This is a genomic window from Eubacterium sp. F2 (genome assembly GCF_046244355.1).
Taxonomy (GTDB): Bacteria; Bacillota; Clostridia; order Peptostreptococcales; family Anaerovoracaceae; genus Aminicella.
This window is the reverse complement of sequence record NZ_CP176393.1, coordinates 1,315,595-1,327,864: the sequence shown is the minus strand read 5'-3', so window position 1 is coordinate 1,327,864 and position 12,270 is coordinate 1,315,595. Positions and strand designations below refer to the sequence as shown.

Sequence of the window (12,270 nt, the reverse complement as noted above, 5' to 3'; positions counted from 1 at the left end):
AGGCTTCCTATGATATTCCGTTATTTCGCGTAGTCGACGGCCTTGGTCTCGCGGACGACATTGACCTTGATCTGGCCCGGATACTCGAGCTCAGACTCAATGCGCTTGGAGACATTGCGCGCCAGCAGCGGCATTTCATCATCCGGAACCTCGTCCGGGTTGACGATGATTCTGATCTCACGGCCCGCCTGAATGGCGTAAGAATTGGATACACCCGGCGTCGTGTTTGCGATGTCCTCGAGCTTCTCCAGTCGCTTGACGTAAACATCCAGCGTCTCTCTGCGAGCGCCCGGTCTTGCGGCGGACAGGGCATCCGCGGCTGCGATCAGGACAGCTTCCATACATTTCGGCTCGTAGTCGCCGTGGTGGGAAGCCATGCAGTTGATGACCGCGCTGCTTTCCTTGTATTTCTTCAAAATCTGGATTCCGATGTCGACGTGGGTTCCCTCGTACTCGTGGTCCAGGGCCTTTCCGATATCATGCAGCAGACCCGCGCGCTTAGCGAGCTTGACGTTCAGCCCCAGCTCTCCCGCCATCAGGCCGGCAAGGTGGGAAACCTCGATGGAATGCTGCAGGACGTTCTGTCCGTAGGAAGTACGGAAATGCAGGCGTCCCAGGAGCTTGACCAGCTCCGGGTGCAGATTGTGAATGCCCGTCTCGAAAGTTGCCTGCTCGCCCTCTTCCTTGATGACGTGCGCAACCTCGCGGCGTGCCTTCTCGACCATTTCCTCGATCTTGGCCGGATGAATACGTCCGTCCATGACCAGCTTCTCCAGCGCGATTCTCGCAACTTCTCTCCGGATCGGATCGAACCCGGAAATGATGACGGCTTCCGGCGTATCGTCGATAATCAGGTCCACACCCGTCAGTGTCTCAATCGCTCTGATGTTGCGGCCCTCACGTCCGATGATGCGGCCCTTCATGTCATCATTCGGCAAATTAACCACGGACAAGGTGCTTTCTGCAACCTGGTCGGCCGCGCATCTCTGGATGGCGCCGGTGATGATGTTCTTTGCCTTCTCGTCGGCCTCTTCTTTGGCCTGGGATTCGATTTCCTTGATCATTCTGGACGCCTCGTGGCGGCAGTCCTTTTCGACCTTCTCCAGAATAATCTGCTTGGCGTCTTCTGCAGTATATCCGGAAATACGCTCCAGTTCCTGAACCTGCTGCTGCAGGGTTTCTTCCGCCTTCTGCTTCTTTCTCTCGATTTCCTGCTCCTGAGAAGCCATGCGCTTTTCACGCTTCTCAAACTGCTCGAGCTTTCTGTCCGCCGCCTCTTCCTTCTGCTGGATGCGGCGCTCCTGCCGCGCAACCTCGCTGCGGCGCTCTCTTACTTCCTTATCCGCGTCATCACGGATCTTGTGTGCTTCTTCCTTAGCCTCTAATGTGATCTCTTTCCGGATCGTCTCTGAATGATTCTTCGCATCCAGAATCAGATTCTTCGCCTGCTGCTCTGCACTTCCGATGACCTTCTCACCGACATTCTTGCGGATGATGTAGCCGATCAAAACGCCCAGAACCAGCGCCAGGACGATTCCGATGATCAGACCGAAAACTGGTACTGTCAAGGAAGCACCTCCTTCCATCTATTCAACTCTCTTACGATTCTGCCGTCCTCTGCCTGTGTATGTGCTCCCTGCGGTTTCTGAGACGCGTGTTCAGCAAGCTGCATGCGCCTGCACTCCCTGCGATACCCTGGGATTCCTGCTGGCCCTGCCACAGGCTTACAGTTTTTCATCTCTGGCGCCTGCATCCACATCGTCTATTGCCGATTAACAATTTATCCTTATTCTCAGAAAAATCTCCTTCGAAGGCAGAAAAAAAGCGGCTTTCTCAAGCCGGCTTTACTCTTGCTGCGTTTGGATTTTGTCGCAGATCGGCAACAAAACACAGTCCGGCGGTATTAAAATTGCTCCGGACTCGCTCCCGAAAGGTTCTAAGGTTGAAGATGTTCAAGATTTTCTGTTATGTAAACGGCTCATCTGAAAGGCGCATGCCTCGCCGGCACGCGGACTTTCTCTCTGTCCGTGTCATGGGCATGGTCTGCCCTCTGTTCCGCATACGATGTGCTGCAGAATGTATAATAAAAAAAGATCTTAAATCTTTCTTAAACTTCCGGAAAACGGCCCGTAAATGTGATATTCTGTATATTCTAAGATAGGTGGAAATGCACATCCGGGCGCGTCGTAAACGCTGATAAACAAGCGACTTACGCCGGCAGCCGGACATATCGTTTAATAGCGATACACCATTCTGCAATTCTGCCTTGATATACTTACATCTTTTACATTATAATGTTCTAGTGGTTTTTATGTCAAGTATTCCATATAATCGGAAGGGATGAAATTCATGCGTTATATAATCTCGCGCTTCAAGGGCGCTGATAAAATATGTCTGGGCATCGTGGCGGCTTTCATGGTCCTCAGTCTTCTGATGATCGGAAGCACGACGATCGACACGAGTCCGTTCTGGAACCGCAACACCATCGTGCAGGGCGGCTCCTATGTCATCGGCATCGGCCTGATGATGATTATTATGGCCATCGGCTACCAGATCTTTCAGGGAATGATAAAGAAACTGTATATTTTCTCCCTCTTCCTGCTGCTTCTGGTTTACGTGCCGGGTCTCGGTATCACGCAGTTCGGTGCGCGTTCCTGGATCACATTGGGGTTCACCACTGTTCAGCCGTCCGAGATCGTAAAGGTTCTGTTCTGCCTGTTTATGGCGGACTACCTGAACAAACACCATGATGAACTTTACAATTTCAGGGGTCTGCTCAAAGCCGGTATTCTGGCTGCGCCGATCATCGGCATCGTCCTGAAGGAAGACCTGGGAAGTGCGCTGGTATTCATGACCATGTGGCTTGCCATGGTATTCTTTGCCGGACTGAACCTCAAGGTCTTCGCAAAATTCCTGGTTATCGTGGCCTGCCTGATTCCGCCGGCATATATGGTGATGGCGACCTATCAGAAGGAACGTATCAGTTCCTTCCTGCACCCGGACAACCTGAGCATCGGATCCAACTATCAGGTTTACGAATCCAAGATCGCCATGGGTTCCGGCGGTGTCTTCGGCAAAGGCCTCTTCCACGGCACGCAGAAGGCTCTGAACTTTATTCCGGTTCAGAAGTCGGACTTCATTTTCTCCGTAATCATCGAGGAGCTGGGCCTGATCGGCGGCCTGGTCGTCATCGGCCTCTTCGCTTATCTGATGGTCCGCTTCATGCGCATCGCCCTGGAAGCCGCTGACCTCTACGGCGCCCTGATCGTCGTTGGCTTCATCGGCATGTTCATCTTCCAGATTTTCGAGAACATCGCCATGACCATGGGCATCATGCCGGTTACCGGAATCACCCTGCCTTTCCTGAGCTACGGCGGAACGTCGATTCTGTGTAATATGATGGCGCTGGGATTTATACTGGCGGTGAGGGACAGGAGCCGGCTGATCGAATTCTAAGCAGCCGGGTTCTTCAAACCATTCCGATTTGGCCGGCAATAGAAAACGTTCGTGTTATAACGAAGAAAAACGCAAACGTATATGCATACGGTGCGCTTTTCTTCGTTATTTTTTACGTTTTCTGTGCCGGCAGCAGACAGCAAAAACGACGAGAAGCAGCCGCACAGTTCTCATATCTGTCTGCTGCTGCTTCTGTTATTTCTGCAAATCCTGCATTTCATCTGCTCTGGCGGGCTCTGCCGGTATGTTCTCCAGCAGGCGCCGTGCGATGAGCTCAAAGTTTTTCCGGATATAGGTGTCTGGTTTCAGGACGATCGGGACGCCTAAGTTGGTGGAAATGTTGATGTTGCGGTCGCTCTGGATGACGCCGATGAGTTCCGGCCGCATCATCTGGGTGATTTCTTCCAGTTTTGGGGTGTAACCTTGGCGCATGAGTTCGGCGATGACGCGGTTGACGACGACGTAGCGTTCGCGGATGCCGAGCTGGAGGAGTTCTCTGTCTACGGAGTCGGCGTTTCTCAGGGCGGCATATTCTGGTGTGGTCACGATGACGGCGGCGTCTGCTCCGCCGGAGGCGGTGACGAGGCCGTCGTCGATGCCGCTCGGGGCGTCGATGATGACGATGTCGAACATCTCTTTCAGTTTTTCACAGAGGACTTTGCAGTGGAGCGGGGTAATGGTGCCGTCGTCGCGCATCGGTGTGGCGCCCATGATGTACAGGTTCTCGAAGCGTGAGTCTCTGACGAGGGCCTGTTTGATTTTACAGAGTCCGGTCATGACGTCGTAGGCATCGTAGACGACGTTGTTTTCCAGTCCGCAGTACAGGTCTACGTTGCGCATGCCCATGTCCATGTCCAGGATGACGACGCTGAGCCCGTGAAGGGCGAATGTCGCGCCGAGATTCACGGAGAACATGGTTTTTCCTGTTCCGCCTTTACCCGATGCAATTAAGTAGACTTTGCCCATTTTTGCCTCCAATGTGTGAATGAATCTGTGTCTCTCTTTATATGCTTGTATATGCTCTGCTGTTTCCGTGCTTCGCGCGGTTTACCGTGTTCAGATGTGCAGGCTTTCGCTGCGCCATCCGGACTTTTCCGCCCTCTTGCCGGGTGTTTTTTGTCCCGTGGGGGAAAACGGCAGAGGTTAATCCGCCGTGTTGGTTCCTGTCTGTGTTGTGGTGCTGGTCTTTCCGCTGCTCTTGCCGTAGAGCTGGAAGTACTTGGTCAGGACGGCCTTGTTGACCGGGGCCGCGTGGATGGATGTGCCTCCCTGAATCAGCAGGGTGACGACTGCGATGCGCGGATTGTCGGCCGGCGCGAAGGTCTCGGTCCAGGAATAGTAGTCGTAGGAGCCCTTGTCCGCGTCGATCATCTTTGTGGTGATCTTGTACTTGCTGGCCATGCGGAGTGCCATGTCGGCGGCGTCTTCCTCGGAAGAGTAGACCTCTGGCTGCTCGCGCAGGAGTTTCTTGATATTCTTATCGACCTGCTTCCAGGTGACGCTGGTGCCTGCCTGGCTGTTGTAGGACGCTAGGTGCTGTTTCAGATACTTGATCTCGCTGGCCGGCTGCGGTGTGCCTTGGTTCTCCGCGGTTCCGGTCTTTCCGGCTACGGAGTATTTATAGCTTCCGAAGACGGTCTGCAGGGTTCCGTATTTCGCAACTCGCTTCATGCCCTTGACGACGGCCGGAATGGTTGATTTCTTCAGCTTGATCGTTCTGCGGTCGGCAGACTTGTCCACGGTTCCCTTATTCTCTACGCCAGATACCAGGCTGGCGCGGTTGTAGACGCCCTTGTTGGCCAGGGCGGAGATGTAAGTGCACATCTGAACTGGTGTGTAGGCGTTGTCTCCCTGTCCGATGCTGATATTGAACTGGTCGGCGATCGTCCATGTGGCCTGGGCGAAGTAGGTGTATTTAATGACCGATGCTGCGGCTGCTATTTTGCCCTGCTTCATGTCTGTCTGTCTGGACAGTCTGGAAATCAGTTTAGTGTAGGACGGATTGTCCTCCATCCAGCTGCAGATGGTGTTGATGTTCTTCTTCAGCTTACTGTAGTTCGTGTATACATCCTTCGGGAAGTAGGTATGCGCGTTGTTGTAGAGGTAGCTCCACAGACTCGTCTTATAGGTTGCGAGCTTGCGGGCCTTGGTCGGAGACGGTGTAACCGACTCAGACAGCTCGATTCCGGTCTTCTGGCCCAGGCCGAATTTCTTCGACATGCCGATGATTCTCGGGATCGTGATCTTCTTCTTATAGCCCAGCGACTTTTTTGCACCCCAGTTGTATCCGGTTCCGATGGAAATGAAATAGGTGTTAGAGGAGTGCTGCAGTCCCAGTTCCAGGTTCTCGGCACCGTAGGATCCGCCGCCGTCGTTGTACTGTGCAGTACCCCATTTATGGCCGCCCAGTTCGATGTACATCGGGTCGGTGATATACTGATTCGGATTCAGGCCGCATTCCAGCGCAGTCAGGGCTGTGATCGGCTTGAAGGTAGACCCAGGCGCTACAGACGCCATGGTCGCGTTATTGTACAAAGGCGCAGGCGCAAGGGAATCACGGGTGTTTTTCGCCTGAACGGATTTCCATGCCTTGCTTGTAATTCCGCTCGCGAAGATATTCGGGTTATAGCTCGGATAGCTGGCCATGGCCAGAACTTCTCCGGTCTTGGTGTCCATGGCAACGGTGGCGCCGCTCTGGCACTGGGAACCTGCCGCGCTGATGGCGCCCTTCAGGGCGCTTTCTGCAGCCTCCTGCAGATTCAGATCGATGGTCAGGTAGACGTCCTTGCCCTTCTTCGGCTTGCTCTTGCTGATTGTCTTTACATACTGACCGCTGCTGTTGACCAGGATTTTCTTTACGCCGCTCTTTCCATGCAGATAGGTCTCATAGGCGGACTCGATGCCGGAACTTCCGATCAGGTCTGTCGAGGAATAGCCCAGCTTGTCGACGTAATAGCTGCTGTTGCTCTCGGAAATGCTTCCCATGTAGCCGAGCACATGGCAGGCGGTATTTTTATTCGGGTAATACCGCTTATACTGCGACTGGATGGACGCACCCGGAATGGTGTTCTCCCCCACCTTGACGATGGTCTTCTTTGAGACTTCCTTGGCAACGGTTGCCGCGATATAGGATTCGGTGGATTTCATCTCGTTTCTGACGATGAGAATCTTCCGGGCATCCTTATCACTCAGGCTGCTGCTGATCTTGAAGTTCTTACAGAGCGTGTCGAATGCTTTCCTTGCGGATACACCTTTTGAGGCCTGCTTGCTGGAGAAGCAGCCCCACTTGTTCAGGAAATTGGTCTTCTCTGAATCATAGGTGTAGGTCATGGTCGATGGTGTAATCGGAACGGTGACGTTGTAAGTGTTCTGCAGTTCCTCTATCGCCTCGTAGCGGGTTTCGCTGGTCGGGATTCCGTAACGGGTGCGGAGTGCCTGCAGCGCCTTCTCTGCGGACAGGTTTTCATTCAGATCCTCAGATTTCAGCCAGTCTTTCAGCTGTTTATCGTAGGTCCAGTACATGGATCCGTTCTTCTTGATCTTGATCGGGAATTCATCGATGTAAGTGTCTCCGTCTTTTTCCAGAAGACGCATCAGCTTGAGGATATTCCGGTTGATCTTTTTCGAGTCACTGCTGGATGAACTGAAGGTGACAGAAAAAATCTGTTTGTTGCTGGCCAGTACCTGGCCGTTTCTGTCATAGATGTTTCCACGCGGCGCGGATGTATAGATCATTTTTGTACTCTGGCTGGATGCACTTTTGTCCCACTTATCGTGCTGAACAACGGTAAGAATGAACAGGCGGAGAGCCAGAATGAACATCAGCACCAGAATCAGGCCGACGATCATATAGTATCGGTTACTGAATACATTATGTCTGCGATTTCTATTCATTCGCTAAACCTCACTAGATATACCAGTTTTTCTTGTTTCTCTTATGCTCGTCTACGGACAGGCGCCAGTAAATCAGCATAAATACAATCGTATTCTCCGCGATCTGTTCCGGCATGGTCTTCAATGCCGTCATAAAACTGTACGGACTGGAAGCGGCATGTGCCAGACCCCAGTAAAGGAGAGAATAGACCAGAGTAACAAGAATCGAAACGATCAGCGCGACCAGTGCGCTTCTGCTGTTGAACAGATGCCGGGTAAACAGGATCAGCAGGATCACACCGAATGTGGAGACCATGCCGATACCTAAAAACAAACCGAAAACCGCGTCTTCCAAAAGGGCATAGATCATTCCCATGACCATCCAGAGCAGATTATCTGCGTATACCATGGTCAGCGCAGCCGTCAGCATCAGAATGATGTTCGGCGTCTGTATTCCCGGAAAGAGGCTGTGCAGGAACGGCTGCAGCACCAGTGCCGCCGTAAATGCGATGATGCCCTTCCAGGAATCTTTCAGACTGGAAAATCCGGTCATTATATCAGTACGGCAACCTGCTGCAGAGACTCAAAGTCAACCGCTGGTGCGACGGTGATCTTCTGCAGCTGCTGATTGCTGTCATAACGGACGTTCGTAACTTTTCCGATGGTGATTCCGGCCGGGTAGCTTCCCATTCCAGATGTAACGATGGTATCGCCCTGGACGATCGTCGCGCTGCTGTCCAGCGTGTATCCAGTCAGGGTTTTGGCTGTGCTGCCGGTCAGGAGACCCAGGATTTTATGATTGCTCTTAACCATAAAACTGAGCTGCAGGTCCTGATCTTTCAGTGTGGCAACCTTAGACCATCCGGCACCGACTGATTTTACCGTGCCGACCAGTCCATCGCCGCTGACGACCAGATCTCCCTTCTTCACGCCGTTATTCCGGCCGAGATTGATGGTGAGCATGTTCATCCAGTTGGTTCCGTCCATGGCGATGACATCGCCGGAAACCAGCTCCGTTGAATCTCCGGTTCCCTTGTATTTCAGCGCTTTTTTCAGCGACTGTAAATCGCTCTTTTCATTCTGCGACATGGTCAGCGATGCGACCTGGCGCTTCAGTGATTCATTCTCTCTTTTCAGTTTCTCATTTTCACTCTTCAGCGATCCCGCAGAACCGAAGGATGCGAAACCGTTGTGAATTTTATGTCCCAGCGATGAAAACGGCTGCATCACCTTGCCGGCTGCCGTACCGGCTGTGCTGGAGATTACTCCGCCGTCTCCGCCTGTTGCTGCCGCAAAAATAATAAATCCCAGCGCCAGCACAATAACGATTAATAGAAAACTAACAACTTTATGTTCTCTGATCCACCTCATAGAGAATTACCCCCGATGACGACAAACGGCCGGTTCGTGCCGGCCGCCTGTCTCTCTTCTATCCTCTGCGAACGCTTGTCGCATAAATTTTCAGCTTTTCAATGTCGTTCAGACTCATTCCGGTTCCGGCCGCAACCGCCTCGAACGCATTCTCTGCAGTTGTGACTTTCAGTCCCGTGGCCTTGGAGATCACGTGATCAAGACCTCTGACCAGTCCGCCGCCTCCGGAAAGCATCATGCCGTTGTTGGCAATGTCTGCGGCAACTTCCGGCGGTGCCTTCTCGATGGTTGTCTTTACACCGTCTACAATGACCTCTACAGATTCCTGCAGCGCCAGCATCATGTCTTTATTGGAAACCTCAATGGTCTTAGGAAGTCCGGAAATCAGGTCTCTTCCGCTTGCCTTGGTGGTCTCGATGATTTCATTTCCGTCCTCATCAACAGGAAGCTCTGCGCATCCGATCTTCATCTTCAGCTGCTCGGCTGTACGCTCTCCGATGGCCAGTGCGTGACGCTTTCTCATGTAGTTGATGATCGCCTCGTTGAACTTGTCTCCGGCATAGCGGATGGAGCTTGACGCAACGATTCCGCCCAGAGCGATGATCGCGATGTCACTGGTGCCTCCTCCGATGTCGGCAATCATGCAGGCATTGGAGCTGTCTACGTCCAGTCCGGCACCGATCGCTGCTGCCATCGGTTCTTCCAGAATGTACACCTCAGAAGCGCCCAGCTGACGGACAACCTCATTTACCGCTCTCTTCTCAACATCTGTGACACCACTCGGCACACCGACTACAACTCGGAAATTCTTTACCTTATTGGAGGAAACAACCTTCTCGATAAACTTGGTCAGCATATCGGCTGTCCGGTCAAAATCGGAAATGACTCCGTCTCTCAGCGGACGGACGACCTCAATATTCGTCGGCGCCTTGCCGATCATGTTTTTTGCCTCAAGACCGACAGCCAGTACCTTTCCGCTGCGCTTGTCAAACGCGATGACAGACGGTTCGTTCAGCACGATTCCGCTGTCCTTGATATAGATCAGCGTGTTCGCTGTACCCAGATCGATTCCCATGTCCTTCGTCATGATTTTAAACATACCCATCTTATGCAAATACCTCCAACTGATGTCAATATGTATGTATTAAGCGGAATGCTGAACATCCCAATGAATAAACTCAATAATGCAGCGCCTGCCGGTTTACTGCAGGCCGCGTTTATTTATGGAGTCCGCCTCTCCGTCCTCGCCTGTGCGCTCGCCCTCGTAGAAATCCTGCGGAATCACGCCCAGATCCGTCATGCTCTGAAAGACCCCGTCTCCCAGAATGATGTGGTCCAGGACCCGGATTCCCAGCAGCCGCCCGCACTGCACGAGCCTCTCTGTAACCTGAAAGTCCGCGTGGCTCGGCTCCGGATCTCCCGTCGGATGATTATGCAGGAAAATCACGCCCGCAGCGCTCATCCTGACGGCCTTCAGAAACGCTTCTCTCGGATGCACCGGCGCGCTGGACAGTTCCCCGACGGAAACCTCTTCCCAGCCGAGCATCTCACACTTCTGATTGACACAGACGCAGATAAAATGCTCTTTCTTCTCAAAACGCAGGCGTTCCATAAACAGATCTGCTGTTTCCTGGGGGCTTCCCGCCGCGGCCCTTTCCGGCTGACGGCTTGCTGCAATCCTCTTTCCGAGTTCTGCGGCAGCCCGCACGGCCATGGCCTTGGCATCGCCCATGCCTCGGATCTTCTTCAGATCCTCATTCTGCAGTGTCCCGAGATCATACAGACCTCCTGGACACAGCGTGATAATTTCTTCCGCCAGAGTCAGCGCCGACTGCTCCCGCGTTCCCGTCCGGATAATCAGAGCCAGCAGCTCGATATTCGACAAAGCCTGAACGCCAAGGGAGAGACCCCGCTCAAGCGGCCGTTCAGCCGGCGGCATTGACTGGATACTCATGTATCGTTCCATCCTTTCCCGTCCGGCCGGTCACCTGTACATATTCAGGCAGTACAGATCGAACTCCCGTGAAGTCCTGACCGTTTCTGCCTTACATGTCTATGATCCGATTTCCCTGCAGATTTTACATTTCCGCAGGAAGCAGACTGCTTACGCCTTCTGAGCATGCGCCTTCTGCTGACTTCCGTCATCTTCCAGATGACTCTTACACACGTACGCCGGTTCTGCCTTATTCTGCATCGGAGCGCAGAACCGTAATTTAAATTATACCATCGAACCCGTCATTATACAAGACGCGTTAAAGGATCCTTCCCTTTACTGGGCGTGATTGCACCGCTCCAGAATGGATGTGCAGATCTCATCGACGACTTCTTCAATGTTCATGTTCGTGGAATCGATTTCCATTGCGTCGTCGGCTTTTTTCAGAGGGTTGAGCTTGCGGTGCGTGTCTCTGTAATCTCTGTCTTTTACATCCTTCAGGATTTCTTCATAGCTGACGTGTTCTCCGCGTTCCTGCAGCTCCTTATATCTTCTGCGGGCGCGTTCTTCCGGTTCTGCCGTCAGGTAGAACTTGAACTGCGCGTCCTTGAAGACGTTGGTGCCGATGTCGCGGCCGTCCATGATGACGCTTTTTTCATGGCCGATCTTTCTCTGAACGGCAACCAGTTTCTCTCTTACTGCGCCCACCTGTGCGCATTCTGAAGCTGCTGCGGAAATTTCCGGCGTGCGGATTTCCTTCTCCACATCTCTTCCGTCCAGATAAATCTTTCCGTCGATGAAGTTGATCTCTGTGCGCCCCAGCATGTCCTTCAGCGCTTTCTCATCTTCCGGCTGAATGTTTTCTCTTCTCATTTTCAGTCCGACTGCGCGGTACATTGCGCCGGTATCGATGTAGTCAACATGCAGCTTTTCCGCTGCTTTCTTGGCAATCGTGCTCTTTCCGGCGCCGCTCGGTCCGTCTATCGCGATGCGGATAATTTCTCCTTCAGGCAATGCTGTCACTTTCCAGTCCTCCTGTTCATTATGCTCCGCGCGGAGCTTGTCGATCTCTCTGGCAAAAGTCTCAACGTCTGTGAACTGTCTGTACACGGACGCAAAGCGGATGTAGGCAACCTGGTCGACTGCTCTGAGCTCGTCCATGACAAGCTCGCCGATTTTTTCACTCGGAACTTCCTTATCCATCCGGCTGCTGAGATTCCGCTCAATCCGGCTCGCCATCTCCTCGATCTGCTTCATGGAAACCGGACGCTTTTCCGTCGCCTTGACGATGCCTCCGATGACCTTGCTGCGGCTGAACGCCTCTCTGCGCCCATCTTTTTTTACAACCATCAGTGTCGACTCCTCGACCTTTTCATAGGTTGTAAACCGCCTCCCGCAGTGATCGCAGATCCTGCGCCTTCTGATCGCATGACCGTCGTCTGTCTGTCGGGAATCAATGACTCTGGTTCCGCCATGATCGCAAAATGGGCATTTCATATTTTCTCCGCCTTTCTCTGCTCTTAGCTGTTAGCTTTAAAACACATCCACTCATTTTACTATAGTATAGCGCACTTTACCACAGTGTTTTCTATGTGTTTATCGTGATTTTATATTCTCCGCCGGAATTTAACGGCCTG

The 12,270-nt window shown here is 52.7% G+C and carries 9 protein-coding genes and 1 pseudogene; 1 reads left to right on the top strand and 9 read right to left on the bottom strand.

The features are described from left to right. Positions 1-20 precede the first annotated feature (20 nt). Positions 21-1,586: a ribonuclease Y gene (gene rny, locus ACI77B_RS05525; protein ID WP_409335903.1), complete on the bottom strand. Its 1,566-nt coding sequence runs from the start codon at positions 1,584-1,586 to the stop codon at positions 21-23. A 763-nt stretch (positions 1,587-2,349) separates the two neighbouring features. Between rny and ACI77B_RS05520 the strand changes: the two genes are divergently transcribed. Continuing rightward, the gene (locus ACI77B_RS05520) at positions 2,350-3,456 is read left to right on the top strand and encodes an FtsW/RodA/SpoVE family cell cycle protein (protein WP_409335902.1); all 1,107 of its coding nucleotides are present in this window, start codon (positions 2,350-2,352) and stop codon (positions 3,454-3,456) included. A gap of 195 nt (positions 3,457-3,651) precedes the next feature. Here ACI77B_RS05520 and minD read toward each other — a convergent pair whose 3' ends face one another. The 8 genes and pseudogenes from minD to nrdR form a co-directional block, all read right to left on the bottom strand. Continuing rightward, positions 3,652-4,422, bottom strand: a complete 771-nt coding sequence (gene minD, locus ACI77B_RS05515) for a septum site-determining protein MinD (protein WP_409335901.1) — start codon at positions 4,420-4,422, stop codon at positions 3,652-3,654. Between the two features lie 177 nt (positions 4,423-4,599). Next, positions 4,600-7,350 carry a peptidoglycan D,D-transpeptidase FtsI family protein gene (locus ACI77B_RS05510; RefSeq protein WP_409335900.1) on the bottom strand — a complete coding sequence of 917 codons (2,751 nt, stop codon included), beginning with the start codon at positions 7,348-7,350 and terminating at the stop codon, positions 4,600-4,602. Positions 7,351-7,363: 13 nt separating this feature from the next. Beyond that, complete coding sequence (locus ACI77B_RS05505; protein WP_409335899.1) at positions 7,364-7,882, bottom strand: hypothetical protein; 519 nt, start codon at positions 7,880-7,882, stop codon at positions 7,364-7,366. Beyond that, a complete protein-coding gene (gene mreC / locus ACI77B_RS05500) occupies positions 7,882-8,700 on the bottom strand; it encodes a rod shape-determining protein MreC (RefSeq protein WP_409335898.1) in 819 nt (272 codons plus the stop codon). Before mreC ends, ACI77B_RS05505 begins: the two co-directional genes overlap by 1 nt. 58 nt (positions 8,701-8,758) lie before the next feature. Beyond that, positions 8,759-9,805, bottom strand: a complete 1,047-nt coding sequence (locus tag ACI77B_RS05495; RefSeq protein ID WP_409335897.1) for a rod shape-determining protein — start codon at positions 9,803-9,805, stop codon at positions 8,759-8,761. Between the two features lie 96 nt (positions 9,806-9,901). After that, the gene (gene radC / locus ACI77B_RS05490) at positions 9,902-10,654 is read right to left on the bottom strand and encodes a RadC family protein (RefSeq protein WP_409335896.1); all 753 of its coding nucleotides are present in this window, start codon (positions 10,652-10,654) and stop codon (positions 9,902-9,904) included. A 315-nt stretch (positions 10,655-10,969) separates the two neighbouring features. Next, a complete protein-coding gene (gene cmk, locus ACI77B_RS05485; RefSeq protein WP_409337702.1) occupies positions 10,970-11,632 on the bottom strand; it encodes a (d)CMP kinase in 663 nt (220 codons plus the stop codon). A gap of 69 nt (positions 11,633-11,701) precedes the next feature. Next, positions 11,702-12,130 (bottom strand): annotated as a pseudogene (gene nrdR, locus ACI77B_RS05480) (transcriptional regulator NrdR); the annotation flags it as partial. Between the last annotated feature and the right edge of the window lie 140 nt (positions 12,131-12,270).

Bases quoted from the DNA above. Each gene is read 5' to 3' on its own strand.
- rny (WP_409335903.1), bottom strand. From the start codon at position 1,586: ATGGAAGGAGGTGCTTCCTTGACAGTACCAGTTTTCGGTCTGATCATC.
- ACI77B_RS05520 (WP_409335902.1), top strand. From the start codon at position 2,350: ATGCGTTATATAATCTCGCGCTTCAAGGGCGCTGATAAAATATGTCTG.
- minD (WP_409335901.1), bottom strand. From the start codon at position 4,422: ATGGGCAAAGTCTACTTAATTGCATCGGGTAAAGGCGGAACAGGAAAA.
- ACI77B_RS05510 (WP_409335900.1), bottom strand. From the start codon at position 7,350: ATGAATAGAAATCGCAGACATAATGTATTCAGTAACCGATACTATATG.
- ACI77B_RS05505 (WP_409335899.1), bottom strand. From the start codon at position 7,882: ATGACCGGATTTTCCAGTCTGAAAGATTCCTGGAAGGGCATCATCGCA.
- mreC (WP_409335898.1), bottom strand. From the start codon at position 8,700: ATGAGGTGGATCAGAGAACATAAAGTTGTTAGTTTTCTATTAATCGTT.
- ACI77B_RS05495 (WP_409335897.1), bottom strand. From the start codon at position 9,805: ATGGGTATGTTTAAAATCATGACGAAGGACATGGGAATCGATCTGGGT.
- radC (WP_409335896.1), bottom strand. From the start codon at position 10,654: ATGAGTATCCAGTCAATGCCGCCGGCTGAACGGCCGCTTGAGCGGGGT.